Origin of the sequence: Vulcanisaeta souniana JCM 11219, from assembly GCF_026000775.1 — an archaeon.
GTDB classification, from domain to species: domain Archaea; phylum Thermoproteota; class Thermoprotei; order Thermoproteales; family Thermocladiaceae; genus Vulcanisaeta; species Vulcanisaeta souniana.
The window spans coordinates 39,665-57,201 of sequence record NZ_AP026830.1 but is presented as its reverse complement, the minus strand read 5'-3'; the positions used below and the strand labels follow the sequence as shown (position 1 = coordinate 57,201).

General features: G+C 44.5%; 18 protein-coding genes and 1 tRNA gene. 5 read left to right on the top strand and 14 right to left on the bottom strand.

The window, feature by feature from the left end; all coding sequences use genetic code 11:
• The first annotated feature begins 112 nt into the window (after positions 1-112).
• From Vsou_RS00310 to Vsou_RS00300, 3 genes are all read left to right on the top strand, one after another.
• Entirely contained in the window at positions 113-1,321 is a 1,209-nt protein-coding gene (locus tag Vsou_RS00310) for an MFS transporter (RefSeq protein WP_188603451.1), read from the top strand.
• Between the two features lie 257 nt (positions 1,322-1,578).
• On the top strand, positions 1,579-2,184 hold the full coding sequence (locus Vsou_RS00305; protein ID WP_188603450.1) for an amino acid-binding protein: 606 nt from the start codon (positions 1,579-1,581) through the stop codon (positions 2,182-2,184).
• Between the two features lie 152 nt (positions 2,185-2,336).
• The gene (locus Vsou_RS00300; RefSeq protein WP_054843715.1) at positions 2,337-2,678 is read left to right on the top strand and encodes an AbrB/MazE/SpoVT family DNA-binding domain-containing protein; all 342 of its coding nucleotides are present in this window, start codon (positions 2,337-2,339) and stop codon (positions 2,676-2,678) included.
• 252 nt (positions 2,679-2,930) lie between these two features.
• On the opposite strand, the gene Vsou_RS00295 is transcribed toward Vsou_RS00300, so the two are convergent.
• The 9 genes from Vsou_RS00295 to Vsou_RS00255 all read right to left on the bottom strand — a co-directional run bounded on the left by Vsou_RS00295 (position 2,931) and on the right by Vsou_RS00255 (position 9,481).
• Positions 2,931-3,005, bottom strand: a tRNA-Glu gene (locus Vsou_RS00295).
• 26 nt (positions 3,006-3,031) lie between these two features.
• On the bottom strand, positions 3,032-3,415 hold the full coding sequence (locus tag Vsou_RS00290; RefSeq protein WP_054843716.1) for a hypothetical protein: 384 nt from the start codon (positions 3,413-3,415) through the stop codon (positions 3,032-3,034).
• A complete protein-coding gene (locus tag Vsou_RS00285) occupies positions 3,408-3,782 on the bottom strand; it encodes a hypothetical protein (RefSeq protein WP_054843717.1) in 375 nt (124 codons plus the stop codon). Before Vsou_RS00285 ends, Vsou_RS00290 begins: the two co-directional genes overlap by 8 nt.
• Positions 3,783-3,852: 70 nt before the next feature.
• Entirely contained in the window at positions 3,853-4,059 is a 207-nt protein-coding gene (locus Vsou_RS00280; protein ID WP_188603449.1) for a hypothetical protein, read from the bottom strand.
• 160 nt (positions 4,060-4,219) lie between these two features.
• Positions 4,220-5,392, bottom strand: a complete 1,173-nt coding sequence (nuoH, locus tag Vsou_RS00275; RefSeq protein ID WP_229709840.1) for an NADH-quinone oxidoreductase subunit NuoH — start codon at positions 5,390-5,392, stop codon at positions 4,220-4,222.
• 60 nt (positions 5,393-5,452) lie between these two features.
• The gene (gene fen, locus Vsou_RS00270; protein WP_188603447.1) at positions 5,453-6,502 is read right to left on the bottom strand and encodes a flap endonuclease-1; all 1,050 of its coding nucleotides are present in this window, start codon (positions 6,500-6,502) and stop codon (positions 5,453-5,455) included.
• 47 nt (positions 6,503-6,549) lie between these two features.
• Positions 6,550-6,777: a hypothetical protein gene (locus tag Vsou_RS00265; protein ID WP_054843719.1), complete on the bottom strand. Its 228-nt coding sequence runs from the start codon at positions 6,775-6,777 to the stop codon at positions 6,550-6,552.
• 135 nt (positions 6,778-6,912) lie between these two features.
• On the bottom strand, positions 6,913-9,126 hold the full coding sequence (locus Vsou_RS00260) for a CDC48 family AAA ATPase (RefSeq protein WP_188603446.1): 2,214 nt from the start codon (positions 9,124-9,126) through the stop codon (positions 6,913-6,915).
• 76 nt (positions 9,127-9,202) lie between these two features.
• Complete coding sequence (locus Vsou_RS00255; RefSeq protein WP_054844346.1) at positions 9,203-9,481, bottom strand: elongation factor 1-beta; 279 nt, start codon at positions 9,479-9,481, stop codon at positions 9,203-9,205.
• A 56-nt stretch (positions 9,482-9,537) separates the two neighbouring features.
• Between Vsou_RS00255 and Vsou_RS00250 the strand changes: the two genes are divergently transcribed.
• Positions 9,538-10,668, top strand: coding sequence for an MFS transporter (locus Vsou_RS00250; protein ID WP_188603445.1), 1,131 nt, complete (start codon positions 9,538-9,540; stop codon positions 10,666-10,668).
• On the opposite strand, the gene Vsou_RS00245 is transcribed toward Vsou_RS00250, so the two are convergent.
• Complete coding sequence (locus tag Vsou_RS00245; protein ID WP_188603444.1) at positions 10,653-13,085, bottom strand: valine--tRNA ligase; 2,433 nt, start codon at positions 13,083-13,085, stop codon at positions 10,653-10,655. The two genes, Vsou_RS00250 and Vsou_RS00245, sit on opposite strands and share 16 nt — an antisense overlap.
• A gap of 162 nt (positions 13,086-13,247) precedes the next feature.
• Here Vsou_RS00245 and Vsou_RS00240 point away from each other — a divergent pair, with 162 nt between their 5' ends.
• Positions 13,248-13,937, top strand: a complete 690-nt coding sequence (locus Vsou_RS00240; protein ID WP_188603443.1) for an ACT domain-containing protein — start codon at positions 13,248-13,250, stop codon at positions 13,935-13,937.
• On the opposite strand, the gene Vsou_RS00235 is transcribed toward Vsou_RS00240, so the two are convergent.
• The 4 genes from Vsou_RS00235 to Vsou_RS00220 form a co-directional block, all read right to left on the bottom strand.
• A complete protein-coding gene (locus Vsou_RS00235; protein ID WP_188603442.1) occupies positions 13,892-14,908 on the bottom strand; it encodes a TIGR00269 family protein in 1,017 nt (338 codons plus the stop codon). The genes Vsou_RS00240 and Vsou_RS00235 overlap by 46 nt on opposite strands.
• 38 nt (positions 14,909-14,946) lie before the next feature.
• Positions 14,947-15,528 (bottom strand): UbiX family flavin prenyltransferase, encoded by a 582-nt coding sequence (locus Vsou_RS00230; protein ID WP_188603441.1) that lies wholly within the window; start codon positions 15,526-15,528, stop codon positions 14,947-14,949.
• A 159-nt stretch (positions 15,529-15,687) separates the two neighbouring features.
• Positions 15,688-15,900 carry a ribbon-helix-helix domain-containing protein gene (locus Vsou_RS00225; protein WP_054844350.1) on the bottom strand — a complete coding sequence of 71 codons (213 nt, stop codon included), beginning with the start codon at positions 15,898-15,900 and terminating at the stop codon, positions 15,688-15,690.
• A 100-nt stretch (positions 15,901-16,000) separates the two neighbouring features.
• Complete coding sequence (locus Vsou_RS00220; RefSeq protein ID WP_188603531.1) at positions 16,001-17,410, bottom strand: V-type ATP synthase subunit B; 1,410 nt, start codon at positions 17,408-17,410, stop codon at positions 16,001-16,003.
• Positions 17,411-17,537 lie beyond the last annotated feature (127 nt).

Sequence of the window (17,537 nt, the reverse complement as noted above, 5' to 3'; positions counted from 1 at the left end):
AAAATGATTTGTTTGATCTTGTTTGAAACTTGATGGATCTGGCCGTGTTCCTGCTTAATTTGTGATTAGTATGAGACATGTTTAAATAGGCTTGTTTTCGGGCTTGGCTTGTATGGATCCTAGTGATCGGGAGGTTAGGTGGATAGCTGCTTTAATGCCCTATAGTGTTGCCGTTGGACCACTAAGTACGTTGATTACACTTGAAATAGCTTCATTGAGGGGTGGCCCTATCGATGTTGGTTACGCTATGTCGGCCGGCTCTGCAGCTGGTATTATTGCTCCATTATTGTGGGGCTTTCTCCTTGATCGGTATAGTAGCAGGAGGATACTGACTCTGGGCTTTCTCGGCACAGCATTATTCATCCTGGTACTCGCCCACGCGCCAAGTATTCCACAGATAGCCCTTTATTACGCTTCATCTTCATTGTTTTCATCGGCCGTGGGTGTTTCCATGAGCTTCATCCTAGTTAAGTCCTCAGGCAAACTTAAGTTGAATGAGTCCTACTCGGTGCTTAACTTCATTAGTTCACTGGGTTACCTAATTGGGGATGTGTCGGCCGCTGTATTGTCGAGTTTCATGGATATTAAGGACATTTTGCTAATCATGGGTTTACTACCCATAACTTCCTTCATTTGGTCATTGATGAAGGTACCGCAGGTCACTGGCGGGGCAAAGACCACGATGAGTGGGCAGGTAATTAAGGGTCAGACTCGCGAGGTTAGCCTAGGTGAGCTAATTGTTCTATATGTTGCGCTCACTATTTTCTACTTCTCATCAGGAATCTTCAATACGCTCTATCCGTATGGCTTGAGGGTTGGTGGCTTGTCTAAGTCCTGGGTAATGGCCATAATCTCCGTCGGCATGGGTATTCAGATAATTGGTTTCATGGTTACTCCACGCATGATACGCATACTTGGTGGTAATGCGAAGGCCTCGTCAAATTCACTGGTACTGAGGGGATTATCATACTTCCTAATCGGTTTAACGGCATCAACGCCGGAGTCCATGATTATCACAGGCTTAACACTATACCCATTGGCGGCAGGCGTAGCATACTCCACGTTTTACACAGCATCCAGTGTGATGGTATTCGAGAGATTAAGGAATGGCGAGGAAGGTAGAGGACTTGGCGTCTATAATCTCATAACGGGATCAGCATACCTATCAGGCTCCCTGGTATCAGGATATCTAGCTAACTCCATTAGCATAGGCAGGAGCTACATGGTGGCCGGCGCAATGCTTTGGATCTCAGCATACCTATTCAGAGAAATCGATAGGAAAAGGCAAACCACTGGATTAATTAAAACCAAGATCCACTGAGAAAATAGTAGCAATACGGCGGAATTGGATTTTACGAAGATACATCGATTAATGGAAACACCAAACAAAACCACTTGGGGTTAATCGTTAATTACGGGATTAGGAAGTATGGCAATCACGACTTAAATTAAGGACCTTTCTTTGACTTTAATGTACTCAGTTAATGGTTATTAATCATTCTTTTTCGGAATTCATTAAGTAATTTTTAATATTAACGGGATAAGTTATAAATAATTTTTCTCATCAGGTAAATCTCAATGCCTTGGTTGTTGTTTAGGGTTGTTAGGGATAGGCCTGGGCTGCTTCGTGACCTGACCTTGGTGGTTGGCAGCCTTGGTCTTGATGCAACCAGTGGTGTTGGTAATACTAGGGCCATAATGCTTGGCGTCAGTGGAGACCCAATGCCAGTCATTAATGGGCTTGTCACTGAGGGTGTTGAGTTGATTAATCTCATTAATGAGTCCGTAATCCCCATAGCATTCTCAAGGAGGCAATTCATAAACGCCCTCAAGTCAGTCCTACAACAAGTGGGTGTTCAGGAGTTAGGGAGGACTCTGTATAGGCTTGGTTATGAATACGCAAAAGCATCAGTCAATGAGGTGCCCCTAGGGGACCCAATGACTACTATGAGGACGCTCCTATACACGGCCACAGCCTATAACAGGCTTGCCTTCAGGGGTCTCGAGATTAGGAACAACGAGGTTAGGGTCGAGTTTGAGGAGCCATTCGACGAGGAACTAAACGGATCATTCACAGAGGGCTACATACACGGATTAATAAACACAGCACTATCAAGGCTCCATGTAATCAGGACTAGTAGGGTGGGTAATACGTATGTCAGTGTTGCAAGGCCCTATGGCTAGGCACATGGCATAAGGCATTGCACACTTGGTCATATACTAGGCATTTCGGCATTAATAAATGGTTAGTGCATATTCAATTCACCCTTCTCATAACCTCTCTTTGTTACTTTTATCGAAAGTCTTTTATTTAGGGATTGAATATAAAGATTAGTATGCCCAGTCCAAAAACCGTTGTTGGTCTTCCCTATAAGGCAAAGGTCTACATTAATAGTCAGGTCCTAATACCGGCTAAGCTTGTTAGGGCCTTGGGAATTGACTGGGTTCGTTATGCGGATATAACGATTAAGTACAATGATAGGATAATTGAGTTGAGGAATGTACTCCTACTGAGGACTAGGCACACGGCTAGTAGGCAGTTCACAATACCGAGAGAGGTTAGGGAGGAGTTTGGTGTCAGGCCACTTGATGAGGTTGAGGTAATCAGTATAAGGCCGAAGACAGAGAGAAAAACTGAAACCGAAACTAGGCTGAGCTCGCTAGGTGATTATGATTAGCGGTTTAGGACAGCGTGTCCTGGGTTCAATGACATCAGTTCCCTTAATTACTGGCATACGACCTTGAGTAACTTCAAGAGGCCTTTGACCTTTTTTCTTAATGAGGCTAATTGTCAGTGTTGCCTGAGTAATCCTGAGACCAGGCCTTGATGTTTACTCCATTATCCGGGTCATAAATCTCGTATAGGTGGCCACCGATTAGATTGTAACCTACTACGGCAATGAACTGGGGAGAATTGAAAGCAGCTCTAGTGCCCCGGCCGGGATTTGAACCCGGGTCACGGGCTCGAGAGGCCCGCATACTTGACCGGGCTATACTACCGGGGCTCGTTACCCATTAAATTACGTGTTTTTTAAGTCTTTTGGTATGTTTGTGGGTTCTCTGTACTTCTTATTTTCAATTCCCGCCTTATCATGCGTAATTGCCTTCTTATTCCTCTCAGTTTTCTTACTGCCTTTGTCACCTCGGACCTTGGGTAATTCCTTAGTTTTAGCTCCTTGATTAATTCAAGGGTTTTTGCCTCCTGGTTCTTTAGATCTATGTACTTTAGAATTAATCTTCTTCTTTCTAGGTTCATTATTTTTTCACGGTCTAATTGTTGTCCTGTGTCTATGCCTATTAACCTATCCTCGATTAATCGTAGCCTTTCTTCCTCGCTCATTAAGTCATTTAGTATTTTCTCGTAATCAATGCCTCCCATGTACCTGCCGTATTTACGTATTAATTCATCAATCATTGCCCATCAACCTCCTAATTACTCCTTGTCCAAGGTATTCCTCCCTAACCTCCTCAATCTCGTTATGTACTTCCTCGAACTCATTGTTTATGGTCTCCTCCATATCTTCCAGGGTTTCTTCATGATCATCATGAACTATATACCTTTGAGGATTTACATGCTTATTTAGTGGGATGCCGCTTAATTTTATTATTTCCATAAGTGTGTCCTTGTCCAGTAATCCATTTATGTATTGTTTGATGGCTTCCCGAACTATTTTGTAGGATTTGTCCTGAAGCTTTATCGATAATTCCCTTAACTTAATTGGCCAGTTTAGTTGATATTCCAAGGCTTCCTGGGTGGCTGTCTTGGTTCCTCTTTTTCTCACGGCTTATTGGGTGTTACGGTTATTAATTAGGTTATTAGTTAAAGTAGTGACGTAGTGTTGGTTAATAGTTTTAAAGTAGTCCCTTCTCTCGCAAGAATTCCCTGAATAGGTCTGTCTTTGTTAGCATTGTCCAGTCCTCCTTTGGCGTACTCATGTACTTCTGGAACTCCATCCAGAAGGCCATGTGCGTTGGGTCATATCTGCTCTTTAATTTAACATGCTTTAATAACGAACTTGAATTTGCATACTCCTTACCGCATACGGGGCAAATGACCATTGACTTGTGTCCTGGAAAGCCTCCTTATTAACTTAGTGGTTAGCCTAATTATTAATGAGTAATGCATATAATATAAGTATTTTCTGTTGGTTGTGCATTATTATTAATTATTTAGTTGATTTTTAATAATAATATAGAACATTATTTAAATTTAAAATAATTAGAGAAGCTTAATTATCAGGGAAAGGATCAGCGCAGCCGTTACTAACCCAAGCAATGATGTCCAGCTCATTTTCAGGGCTTGATCGGGCCTGTATCTACCATATACGGATCTCGTGAATACCATAATCATCATTACTATGTATGTTTTTATGCCAAACCATATTGCGTATGACAAGGCCCCAAAATATGGTATTGGCGGCCCAGCCCATCCATTTAGGAACAATAGAACCATTAGTAGGCTCATTACATATAGTTTTTCATAGCTCATGGTCATTACCAAGCCATACACAATGCCACTATATTCAGTGTATGGGCCTAGGACTATTTCCGTGTCGGCCTCAGGTATTTCGAAGGGGAACCTTGAGGTCGCCATTAGCGTGGCTATTAGGAAGCCCAGGAACGCCAGTGGGTTTACTATTATGCCGGGTAGGTGCATTACCTGCCAGTTTACTATCTTAAATGGGTCAGCGGTTCCGTATATGAGCAGTATTGCGACCACTGATAAAATGAGCACAGCCTCATAACCAGTGTACAGTAGCGCCTCCCTCACGGTGCCTATATAGGTGAACCTATCATTACTGGCCCAGCCGATTAGTATTATGCCTACATTGAATAGTGTTATTAAGGCCAAGGCAATTAATACGTCATAACCTGTGTATACGCCGTAGATCCCACCAGTCTGTGGGCCGATTGGTATGAAGAACACAGGTAGTGTCGATAGTATGAATACTATGGCTGGCGCATGTATGAAGTAATTCCTATCGGCCTGTAGCGGCACCACGAATTCCTGAAACATGTATCTAAACAAGTCAGCGAAGGGTTGGATGAGGCCACCTATTGGTCTCGATACCTCAAGTGGCCCGATCCTCCATTGAACCTTGGCCGTTAGTTTTCTCTCGAACCATATTATGAAGATTAGGGCTATCAGGACTGAGACCAGCCCGGGCACAAAGAGTAAGTCGAATATTGGCCTCCAGAATATGAAGTGTACTATTATGTTTATTATGGGTACATGGTTTAGGAAGTTTATTATTGGCCATAGGAATGGTATGTAATTATCAGGCCTTGATAATATGTAATTGATTATTGAATATAGTAATTGTATGGCTGATGATATGATGCCGGATACCCAATTAAGTGCTGAACCAATTACTGACAATGTCGGCTCCATGTTAGTACCCAGCATGGATAGGGACCTTGATTATTTTAAGTTTAACCCATCCAATGTACCTTAGCCAAAGAATGAGTCCAACGTTGATTCTCTTCTCCTGCTCATTGCCTTTCTGAGTCTCTCCAATGCATTTTTGACTCTATCTTCGTTGAAGTCATGTTCATACACGAGGAGTTCAATGATTCCTTTTTCGTTGGGTTGCCTGAACTCTATGGTATAATTCGGGTTGTATGGTGGGTTTAGGAAGTAGTCGCGTATTTTCAGGGGATCCATGGAAAATTGAACATTCTTGAGAGGACCCTGGATCAACTTCTCGAGGCTTCCAAACTCCTGAATTAACTTAAGGGCCTTCTGTGGTCCAATACCGGGTATGCCGTCTGGATTTAGGTCAGTACCTAGCAGTATTGCCAGGTCTATTAATTGCGTCCTATCCCTTAGTTTCAACGCCTTAAGCACATCATTCAACTCCAGGATTTCGGGCTTTACCTCGATATATTCATCCTTATTTGGTAGCTTCCTGCGTCCAGTTATGGTTAGATTCCTAACCAACCTGGGTGCGCCAAACAATAGTGAGTCATAGTCCTGACTGCCGGCAGCCCATGCCTTATTCTCCTTAGCTATCAATGCTGCCTGCGCCTCGCCGTCAGCCGCGGCTTGTACTACGGGTAGTCCCATTAATGAGAGGAGTTTTTTTGCATCATTAACCATGTCATCAGTGAGGAATAAGGCTCTTTGTGCATACTTCCTTGCCTCCTCCTTCTTTCCCTCCTCAAGTAGTTTAGCCCACTTATCCATGGCCTCCTCCCTAACCCTCCTTCTTCTGACTATCTCCAGTGTCTTTTCCTCAGGTGGTTTACCGTCAAACACGTAGATGGGCCATATCCTATTTTCAAGGAGGTTAATGGTTCGGTAAAGAAGCCCACTTAAGTGGCTCGTCACTCTACCCCTGGAGTCCATGAGTAGTGTACCATCTGGTTGTCTAATTGATGCCAGGAATTGATAGAGCGCATTATAGGCATCCAACGCAATGATTTTGTTTGATAATTGTGCAAAGTCCACAGTCTTCCTGATACTATCTGGTATTAACTTGCCAAGTTCAGTAACGCCCATTCACATGACCCAATAATTAATGAAAAATTACCCTTTATCTCTTTCCCTCATTCTTTAACAACCCTTATATGGTACGTTACGTTATCCTTCTTGACAATCTTCTGTACTATTATCAACCTACTAAGCTCAAGCCTCATTAAGGCCCTCAACACCTCCTTCTCAGTAACGTCTGGATACCAAGCCCTCAATGCCTGCATTAAATCACTAAACCAAAGATCATTCTTATCCTTTATTAAATCCATTATCAATGCCTCAATAGGCACCGGTCTCCTCATTTACTTCACCAATGCGGTATTAATCGAAAAACCTAAATTAATAACCTTAATCCCTCATTCCCCAAACGCAAGACAGACAGGAACACAGGGCGTAGTAAAAGAAGGGAGTATCCTAAATCCAAGCGTTTTGTGGGGTCAGACATATAGTGTCGGGGCTCTTTGCCTCTCGCGGGATATCGTCTGCTTCATCCTCTCATACCAAGCCTCATAGAACTTAATCATCTCCGGCGTTATTGACGGCTTAATCTTCTTCATAGCTTCAATGAAGTGTTTCATAGAAATCTCCCCAGCGCCATTTATCTCTCTCATGGCTAAAAGACCAGCCTCCCTGGTGAGTATCTCTATGTCAGCACCTGTGTAGCCCTCAGTCATTTTGGCCAGTTCCTCAAGGTCTACATCCCTTGCCAATGGCATATTCTTAGTATGTATCTTGAGTATTTCGAACCTGGCCCTTAGGTCAGGTGGTGGTACGTAGATTATCCTATCGAACCTCCCAGGCCTGAGTAGTGCAGGATCCACAATATCGGGCCTGTTCGTTGCCGCTATAACAACCACATTATCAAGCCTTGAAACACCATCCATCTCAGCCAGTAACTGAGCTACTATCCTATCCATTGCGGGTGAATCCTCTGCATAACCTCTTGCTGGTGCTATTGCGTCTATTTCGTCGAAGAATATTACGCATGGTGCTGCCATTCTGGCTTTCTTGAATATTTCCCTAATGGCCCTCTCACTCTCCCCAAACCACTTACTCAAAATCTCCGGACCCCTAACCGCAATGAAATTCGCATTACTCTCCGTAGCCACAGCCTTAGCCAACAAAGTCTTACCAGTACCAGGAGGACCAAACAACAAAATACCCTTAGGCGGCCTAATGCCCATCTTCCTAAACCTCTCCGGATACTTCAATGGCCACTCAATGGCCTCCCTGAGCTCCTGCTTAACCTCCTCAAGACCACCTATGTCGTTCCACCTAACCTTCGGAATCTCGATGTGTATCTCCCTGAGTGCGCTGGGTACTATCTCCCGCATGGCCTCGAGGAAGTCATTCATTGAAACCTTGATCTTTTCAAGGTCCTTCCTAATGTCCTCATCCTCCTTATTAACATCCAGGATACCAGACTGAAGGGCCTTCCTCAAGGCCCTCATTGCAGCCTCCCTAGCCAAAGCCGCAATATCTGCGCCAGTATAACCATAGGTTATCTCTGCTAACTTCCTCAAATCAACATCCTTAGCAAGTGGCATATTCCTTGTATGCACTTGGAGTATTTCGTACCTACCCTCAGTATCTGGCGGGTTAATCCAGATCTCTCTGTCGAATCTTCCTGGTCTTCTTAGTGCTGGGTCTACGGCTTCCGGCCTATTGGTTGCTCCTATTACGATTACTTGGCCTCTTTCCTGCAAACCATCCATTAGAGTCAATAACTGCGCCACTATCCTCTTCTCCACCTCGCCCGTAACCTCCTCCCTCTTCGGAGCAATGGCATCAATCTCATCAATAAAGATTATGGCAGGAGCATTCTTCTTAGCCTCCTCAAAAATCTCCCTCAACTTAGCCTCAGACTCACCATAATACTTCGAAACGATCTCGGGGCCATTAATGGCTATGAAGTAGGCATTGGTCTCCGTTGCCACGGCCTTCGCCAAAAGCGTCTTACCCGTACCCGGAGGACCAATGAGCAAGACACCCTTAGGAGGCTCAATACCAAGGTACTCAAAGATCTCTGGGTGCTTTAGTGGTAGCTCAACGAGCTCCCTAATCTTCTCCTTTGCCTCCTTTAGGTCACCTATGTCCTCCCAAGTAACCCTTGGTATGTTTATGTTCTCGATTGGCTTCTCATAAATGACTAGGTTCGTGTCCTCGTCAATGAGTACCGGCGTGTCATTAGGCTTGGCCTGCACTACCTGGAAGGTTAATGGTTGCCCAAGTACCTGTATCTGCACCAGGTCTCCTTCCATTAGTACGAAGTCCCTAAGCTTCTGCTTAGTGTATTGGACGAAGTTCTGATCAACACTTATTGTCATGTTTACTGGCGCCAGCTTAACAATACTGGCTTTCTTTGCGTCAACCTTCTTAACCCTAACCTTCTGGTCAATCTCCACATTTGCGTTCTTTCTAATGATGGCGTTCATCCTAATGATGCCCTTACCTTCATCCTCAGGTAATCCATACCAAACCTTAGCTGCAGTTTTCCTCTTACCCTCGACAAGTAGTATCATGCCTGGTTCAATCCCGTAATTCCTCATGACCTCAGGGTCAACCCTAACAATGGGTCTCTGGGCATCCCTCTGCTTGGCCTCCTTTACTATTAATTCTATCCATTCATCAGTATGAGAACCTTCCATCATATTCTCACCACTTTACTTCTCCGTTGAATTAAAAAACTTATTGCGTTATTAATTTTCGCCTGGCAGGTATTTAATTCTAGAAGCCAAGTCTCGTGAAGTACTCAAGTTCAATGCTACCAATTCCCTCAATCCCACTTAGTATATTCTCCACTTCATCGCTTGAGTGTTCCTCTGAGGACTCCGGCATCCTTATGTAGACCCTAAGTGCCTTGATTCCAAAGCCAATGTCATCCTCCTCAACCTTATCAACCTTGTACTTCGGCTCCAATGACTTCTTTATTGTGCTCTTTAATTCCTCGTAGTTAACCTCTGACTTACTTGGAGTAACCCTGTAAACTAGGTATACCTCTGCCATAGTATTGGCGTGGTAGAATTAAGTATTTATTAACCCTTCTATAGAATGAGCCTGTCATGAAGGTTAGTGGCGGCATTACCATAGTTCTGGCGGCTTCCCTTGCCTTCTTCTCCGTTGTACTTGTTAGGTATTCAATACCAGCATTACTACCATACATGGTCGGGAAAAATGGTATTAGCACGGTCATGGGCGGCCTAATTATTACGGTGCTCTGGGTTGGCTACACAGTATTCCAGGTAATTGGTGGCTTAATAGTTGATAGGTATGGATATAACGTAGTACTTTATGTCCTAATCCTCATAGCTGCGCTGAACGCTACTTACCCATTAATCATTAATCAATACTACTTACTACTGGTCGTTCAATTCATAATGGGTTCGTTACTAGCAATAACCTACGTATCCCTAATAAGCATGGTTCTGTTGAATTACGGCAGGGGTGGGCTTGGGGCAGGCATTTACCAAAGTATGTTCTTTCTAGCATCTTCCATATCAATAATATTATCACCATTATTGTTCTCAATAAATAGGTTCACACCCTTCCTATTGTTCTCAGCGATAGTTGCGTCGTCATTGGTTCCATTAACCAGGGTCAATAATAAGGTTGGGGGTAGTATTGTCATAGGTCCCGAGAACCTCGGAGTATTGGGTATGGGGTTCATAAGGCTGTCCTCCGGTTTCTCCTACCTAGGTTTTCTCGGTTGGTCCACTTACTACGTTGTTCATGTACTTGGTATTAGCCCAACATTAAGTGGGTTCTATGCCTTTTTATCATCTATAATGGGTTCCTTGGGTGCCGTAATTGGCGGCCTCACGGGTGATAAGGCTGGCTATGCGATCCCAAGTATATTATCCTCATTGTCCCTCTCCATCATTGTTATAGTAATACCCGAGTTAACAGCATTTTACCTAGTGGCGTTCTTAATGCTTCTCCTTGGTTTCTTCTATGGCTTCTATGCTGCCCCATCCATAGCCATTTCAAAGTACACTAGGAACGTTGGGGCTACCAGTGGTTTTCTAAACTTCATGAGTCAATTGGGCGGTTCAATATCACCTTACGTAATAGGTTTTCTCCTTCAGTACTATGATTTCGCGAAGACGTTATTAATGGTGGGTATCACATCAATCTCACTAATTATAATAGGATCTATATTACTGCTTTACGGTTATAATCATTTGACCAGGTAGACCTGTAGTGACTCATTTAGTATCTCGTAATTCCCCATGGGTTTTCCAAACCTTAATTCCCTAATTCTGTGCATCGCCCTCAGCTCAGGCTCCAGGGGCTTAAGCACATCCGGCGCATATACAATGCCATTAATCGCCTCGTTAAGGCTCAACCCAGTCCTGTTCTTATAGGTCCATATGGTTCTGTTAAATTCCATAAAGGGTTCAAGCATACTAAGGTACTCCTTATTATCAAACCTTGGATCCGGGTCCTCAATTAACTGCCTATGTATTGACTCACCGTACAAGCTCCTCCATATTTGATCAGTCACGAAGGGCATTATCGGCGCCAACAACCTAAGCACAGTCTTTAGAACCTTATATAGCGTGAACCAGGCACCCCTTTGTTGCCTCTCCGTGAATAGTCCATCCCTGTTGTAGGCCCTTGATTTAACGGCCTCGAGGTAATGATCGGCAAAGAGGTGCCACGTGAAGTCATAAATAATGTTTGCAGGTATATACACATCGAAGTCGTTAAACGCCCTCAGTGATGTATTAACTACATCATTTAACTTGGCTAGTATCATAATATCCAGTGGTGTTAGTTCGTAGTTATCATTAACCTCTGGGAATGATGATATGAACCTGGCAATGTTCCACAGCTTCACTGCGAAGTCGTGGCCAGTCCTAATCAATTGTTCACTATACCTATAATCACTGCCCAACTTGGCTGAGGCCGCTGCCCAAAACCTAGTTGCGTCTGCGCCATACTTCTCCACTGGCAGTATTGGGTCTATTATGTTGCCCTTGGATTTATGCATGGCCTCGCCTTTTTCGTCAAGTCCCATGCCGCTCACCCTGACGTACTTGAAGGGTGGTTTGCCGTAGAGTAGGTATGCCCTTACCACAGAGTAGTACAGCCAAGTCCTAATTATGTCGTAGCCCTGGGGCCTAAGTATACTGTGTGGGTAAACCTTCTCAAAGACCCTTATATTGGGCTTTGTGTAGCCTGTGGCGTATATCCAGGAGATTGACGAGTCAAACCAAGTATCCAGCACCCTATCCTCGCCAACTAGTTTACCGCTTGGGCACTGCTCCTTAACCTCAAGTGGCGGCTCATCCCTCCAGGGTCTGTAGTACTTGCCAGGTTTTGGAACAATGGCCTTCGTGTTTCCCTCCTCATCTATACAGTACCAAATCGGTATTTCAGTACCGTAATACCTACGCCTTGATATTGGCCAGTCGAACTCAAGGGACTTAATCCAGTCGACAAGCATTTGGGCATACTCAGGTGGTTTAATAACCATCTCACTCTGCACCAGCTTGACTAGTTCATCCTTAAACTGGATCTGTTTTAGGAAGTATTCCTTAGTGACTATTATCTCTATTGGTGTCTTGCATCTCCAGCATATGGGCACGGTATGCCTGAGGGGCTCCCTCTTAACGAGCAGACCAGTCTCCTGAGCGTCCTTAATTATCGCCTCCCTTGCCTCCCTAACATTCAGTCCCTTATACTTACCAGCCAACTCATTCAATGTGCCGTCTGGGTTAACCACGATCTTCATGGGTAACTTCAATTCGTTAACAACCATTAAGTCTCTGGTATCGCCGAAGGTACTTATCATCTCGAGGCCCGTACCAAAGTCAGGCTTAACAGACGGATGAGACACAATGGGAACCTCCTGGTTCAATGGAGGAACAATGGCATGCAAGCCCTCCAACCTCTTATACCTATTGTCGCCTGGGTTAAAGGCGACGGCAACCGTGGCTGGCAACAACTCAGGCCTTGTGGTCGCTATTATTATGTCCTCACCCGTCTCCTTAACCCTAAACTTAATGTAGTTCAGGTACGAATCCTCATCCCTATACTCAACCTCCGCCTCCGCCAAAGCAGTCCTACACCTTGGACACCACAGGGTTGGCCTACTCGTCTCATAAATCAAGCCCCTATTCCATAGGTTAATGAATGTCTCCTGCGTAACCCTCCTATACTCCTCACTATCCGTGCCATTCCTCCAGTAGCTGAAGGAACCACCCCAACGCCTAAATATACTCACGAACTCACCCTCATACTCATCGAGAAACCGCCTACACAGCTCAAGGAACTTCTCCCTAGGTACCTCGTACATGTTTATGCCATATGTCCTCTCCACCTGAACCTCAACCGGTAGTCCATTTCTATCGGCATAGAACGGGAATACTACGTTGTAACTTCTCATCCTGAAGAACCTGGCGATCATATCGATTTGGGTGTAATGGGCTATACCACCAATGTGGGGTCTTCCCGATGGGTATGGCGGTGGTGTATCGATTACAAGGGTTGGTCTTCCCTCATTGATCTTAACTTCGAACAATCCCTCCTCCTCCCACTTCCTAAGCAACTCTACTTCCCTTGAGAATTCCCATCTTTTCTCCTGCAGTTTTGGTTTGAACTCCATACCAATAAAGGTCCCAACTCATATCTAAGGGTGCTATTTTAGTTTTTTCTTTTCCCGCGATTCCTTTAAAGGATTCATTAATGCTATCCTGACGCGTTTTAGTAATGCCGTGAATTTCGTGGCAAATAAGTTTTTAAGCCATGGCTATTTGGGGACTGACTTGTGGAGACATTGTACAGGGACTTGGCGCTGGCTTTCGAGGGTAAGGATAGGGTGCTCGGGGAGTTCCTGATTAAGTTTATAACGGATAGGCCGGGCATACTTGCAGCATTGTCTAATGTATTTGCTGACCATGGTATAAACATACTGAATATGTCCGTTAATAGAACACAATTACTGCTACACTTCATTGTAGATCTCTCGGGTGCTGACGTATCCCTAAATGACCTAGAGAAGGAACTGAAGAAGTTCTCCTTCGTTGAGTGGGTTAGGTATAGGATAGTTGAGAGGGAGATGTTCATGGTGCCGTCCATGATATTACCAACGTTCAGAGATAAGCAAGTACTGATAATTGAGCTTGATAGGGTCAAGGGACTATTGACAAATCCTGAGTTCAGAAGGATCATTGGAGACCTGGGGTCCTACGACGCCTCGATACTACGTAATAGTAACCTAAACGAACTAGTCAAGATAGGCCAATTCAGGGGACTAGGAAAGATAACGCTTATTGAGAGGAATGGCGTGATCACTATAAGGTCCTGTTCCGAGTTGAATGATAAACACGTAATTGAGGCATTAATGATTGAGTACTACATGGGTTTCCTGCACCAAGTGTTAAATAGTAATGTTGAGGTTGTGAATAGGAGTTATGAGGGCGACTGCGTATCTGTAAGCTTCAAGGTCCTTAAGTGAACTAAGTACTTATCCAATAAACCAGCCCTACTAATTAAGTCACATACCCTGCATACATCGCCGGACGTGGGCTCACCGCAATACCTGCACCTATTTAACGGAACCTTGGCCGTCCTCTCCCTCAATAGTTTAGCGAGTGAGTCACCAAAGGAAACCAGGGAATGCTTAATGTTCGGGTTATCCCTCTCCCAACGGGCTAATGTGAACTTAAGTTCATACCTGGGATTATTATATACAAAGGGGCACTCAAGTTCCATTAGTGGTATACCGTGGTAATGGGCATATATGGCAACCTCCTCCTCCCTAACGAAACGTAGCGGCTTGATCCTCGGTATGAAGCCCTCCCTATCCACCTCCGGCGTTGGTCCAAACCACGAGAACCTATCCAGGTCATTACTGGTTACATTAAGTAGCACTGTCTGTGACTCGTCATCGAGGTTATGCCCAGTGGCTATTTTTGTTAGCCCTAGTTGACGACCGATGATGTTCATTGCCCTGCGCCTAAGTACTCCGTCTATTGTGCACATGTGGATGTTGATTTCTTTGGACCATAGGCCGTGGGCGACCTCGGCGGCCGTAACACCAAACAATTCCTTAAAGGTAAATACCCTATAGGGTATATTGAATTCATCGCTTAATTTCCTTACATAGTCACTCCTTGCCATCCTATAGAAGCAACTGTATGGTTGTCCTTCATTGATGCTGAAGGCTATTAACTCAACATTCTTAGGCAACTCACCCTTCTTCCTGAACTTACCCAATAGGTACATGAGGGTTAGGCTGTCTTTACCACCGCTAATTGCAATGCCGACCTTATCACCCTCAATCATTAATTGGTATTTCTTGATGGTACGAAGCACGGTATCCTCAATCGACCTAAATAGGCAGTTAAGGCATAATCTTTCGCCACTAGATGTCCTGTAGTAATTGGCTGGCCTCCTACCGCATCTGGTGCAGGCGGGAGTTTCCATAATCCACAACCACCCCCTTCAGGAAACTACTTAAATTACTATGTAGCGTCCTCAGAGTAACCGCTCCATCTATTATAAAGATCATTCTCAATACCCAACAGGTCAAGGACCCTACCAACTATGAAGTTCACCATGTCATCGATTGTCCTTGGCCTGTTATAGAACGCCGGCGCAGCCGGCATTACCACGGCGCCTGCTAAGGTCGCCAACTCCATGTTCTTAATATGTATTAAATTCAGCGGTGTCTCTCTAATAACCAGGATTAGTTTTCTCCTCTCCTTTAGCGTAACATCGGCAGCTCTGGTGATTAGATTATCCGTTATTCCATGGACTATGGATGCCAACGTCTTCATGGAGCATGGGATAATTACCATACCATCATGCTTAAAGGAACCGCTGGCTATTGGCGCCCCTAATTCGTTCTCATCATACACCTTGTCAACGAGGTTCCTTACGTGTTCCTTACTAATGCCAAGTTCATGCCTCATTATGTCAACGGCAGTACCGCTAATAACTAGGTGCACCTCAGTATTACTTGAGTATTTTCTGACGGTCTCAAGGAGCCTCACGCCATACACTACACCACTTGCCCCAGTTATGCCAACAACTATCCTCCTCACGTAATTACCTTAGGGGCACCGATAAATAACACTATTGCTGTTGTTTGTGTTATTTACTATATACTACTATGTATAGTTATATAAAATTATTTTAAAAGGAATACTTGATTTTTATTGTCTTTTTATTTTTACCACCTTTGTCACAAAACATGAATATCCTTACCTACCTGGTAGCAGTATTAAGTCTTCAACATTTTGGTTCTTATTTCTTGAATTCTCCCTGTATAGCAAATCCCTAATTGCAATCCTAATTGCTTCGCTCCTGCTTGGGAATACCCCCTGCTTCACGAATTCATCCAGCTCCTCAAGCATTTGCTTTGGTATGTGCACGCTTATCAACACCATTTTCTCCTTCGCCTTGGTCTTTGGCATGATAAACTAGATAATTACAAGATTTATTAAGATTCTCTACCGTGAACTATGTAAGTATTTATGATCGAGGCATTTAACAATAATTTACAAAGTGCTAATTTTATGCTCCCGTGTCCTTTACGGCCTCAAAAATCGAACGCTTGTAATACCTCTTAGAAATGTCTGGTGGCACGTTCGTGAGTTCATCCTCAGGTAACACACTAATAACATCCCAAGCAATATCAAGCGTTTGCTCAAAGGTCCTTCTCTCATAATAACCCTGGTTAACGAACTTACGTTCAAACTGCTCAGCGAACCTAAGGTACCTCCTCTCACGCCAACTCAGGTTAGCCTCACCAACGAGCAACGCCAAATTCCTAACATCCAGTGACCTCGAGTATGCAGCAATTAATTGATTAGCAACGTACTTATGATCATCCCTCGTCTTGCCCTCACCAACCGCATCCTTCATAAGCCTTGAGAGGCTCATGATCACATCAAAAGGCGGGTAAATACCCTTACCCCACAGGGCCCTACTTAGGACTAACTGGCCCTCGGTTATGTAACCCGTTAAGTCAGGTATTGGGTGCGTTATGTCATCGTGAGGCATTGTTAGTATTGGAAACTGCGTGATACTGCCCTTCTTACCCTTAGCCCTGCCAGTCCTCTCATAGATTGTTGCGAAGTCCGTGTACATGTAACCTGGGTAACCACGCCTACCTGGTAGCTCACCCTTTGATGATGATAATTCCCTAAGGGCCTCTGCGTAATTCGTCATATCCGTAAGAATCACCAGTACGTGGTAATCCCTATACCAAGCCAGGTACTCGGCAATCGTAAGGGCAGTCCTAGGTGTCAGTATCCTCTCAGCGATCGGGTCACTGGCTAGGTTTAGGACCATTACGAGCCTCCTCAATGCTCCGGTCCTCCTGAACTCGTTCAGGAAGAACAGGGCCTCCTCGGACTTCAAACCCATTGCGGCGAATATTATTGCAAACTCCTCCTCATGGCCCCTAACCGTTGCTTGCCTAGCTACCTGAGCAGCTAACATATTATGCGGCAAACCAGTGCCACTAAATATTGGTAGTTTCTGCCCTCTAACCATTGTGTTTAACCCATCGATCACACTAACACCAGTCTCTATTGGTTCCTCTGGGTATTCCCTTGCGTATGGGTTAAGGGGTTCGCCATTTATGTCCAGGTACTCCTCGGCAGGAGGTAGCGGTAGTCCATCCCTCGGCTGTCCCTTGCCATCAAGTACCCTACCCAACAGATCCTCAGTGACAGGTATGTTGAGTGTCCTTCCATAGAACCTTACGGTACTACCCTTGGCAGGTAAACCAAGCGTGCCAGTGAGAACTTGAGCCACAGCGTAATTATCTCCAACCTCGACCACCTGAACCATCCTAGGCTCTCCATCTGGGCCCATGACTTCACCAATCTCGTTATAGGCAACTCCCCTGGTCTTCTCAATAACAATTAATGGTCCCTTGACTTCCTTAACGGTACTGTATGAAACAATGCCCGGCATTGATTCAATGATCTTGCTCATCGATTTACAGATTTCCACAGTGCTTATTAATTTTTATTCTACACGGGAAATACGAAAACGAAGATGACAAAACAAACGGCAAGTCTAGCCCTTCAGGGCAGAATGA

What these genes read in the sequence shown, in the direction of transcription:
- Vsou_RS00310 (WP_188603451.1), top strand. Translation starts at nt 113, where the DNA reads ATGGATCCTAGTGATCGGGAGGTTAGGTGGATAGCTGCTTTAATGCCC.
- fen (WP_188603447.1), bottom strand. Translation starts at nt 6,502, where the DNA reads ATGGGCGTTACTGAACTTGGCAAGTTAATACCAGATAGTATCAGGAAG.
- Vsou_RS00290 (WP_054843716.1), bottom strand. Translation starts at nt 3,415, where the DNA reads ATGATTGATGAATTAATACGTAAATACGGCAGGTACATGGGAGGCATT.
- Vsou_RS00225 (WP_054844350.1), bottom strand. Translation starts at nt 15,900, where the DNA reads ATGCCAAAGACCAAGGCGAAGGAGAAAATGGTGTTGATAAGCGTGCAC.
- nuoH (WP_229709840.1), bottom strand. Translation starts at nt 5,392, where the DNA reads ATGGAGCCGACATTGTCAGTAATTGGTTCAGCACTTAATTGGGTATCC.
- Vsou_RS00235 (WP_188603442.1), bottom strand. Translation starts at nt 14,908, where the DNA reads ATGGAAACTCCCGCCTGCACCAGATGCGGTAGGAGGCCAGCCAATTAC.
- Vsou_RS00220 (WP_188603531.1), bottom strand. Translation starts at nt 17,410, where the DNA reads ATGCCGGGCATTGTTTCATACAGTACCGTTAAGGAAGTCAAGGGACCA.
- Vsou_RS00280 (WP_188603449.1), bottom strand. Translation starts at nt 4,059, where the DNA reads ATGGTCATTTGCCCCGTATGCGGTAAGGAGTATGCAAATTCAAGTTCG.
- Vsou_RS00260 (WP_188603446.1), bottom strand. Translation starts at nt 9,126, where the DNA reads ATGATGGAAGGTTCTCATACTGATGAATGGATAGAATTAATAGTAAAG.
- Vsou_RS00245 (WP_188603444.1), bottom strand. Translation starts at nt 13,085, where the DNA reads ATGGAGTTCAAACCAAAACTGCAGGAGAAAAGATGGGAATTCTCAAGG.
- Vsou_RS00305 (WP_188603450.1), top strand. Translation starts at nt 1,579, where the DNA reads ATGCCTTGGTTGTTGTTTAGGGTTGTTAGGGATAGGCCTGGGCTGCTT.
- Vsou_RS00250 (WP_188603445.1), top strand. Translation starts at nt 9,538, where the DNA reads ATGAAGGTTAGTGGCGGCATTACCATAGTTCTGGCGGCTTCCCTTGCC.
- Vsou_RS00265 (WP_054843719.1), bottom strand. Translation starts at nt 6,777, where the DNA reads ATGAGGAGACCGGTGCCTATTGAGGCATTGATAATGGATTTAATAAAG.
- Vsou_RS00300 (WP_054843715.1), top strand. Translation starts at nt 2,337, where the DNA reads ATGCCCAGTCCAAAAACCGTTGTTGGTCTTCCCTATAAGGCAAAGGTC.
- Vsou_RS00255 (WP_054844346.1), bottom strand. Translation starts at nt 9,481, where the DNA reads ATGGCAGAGGTATACCTAGTTTACAGGGTTACTCCAAGTAAGTCAGAG.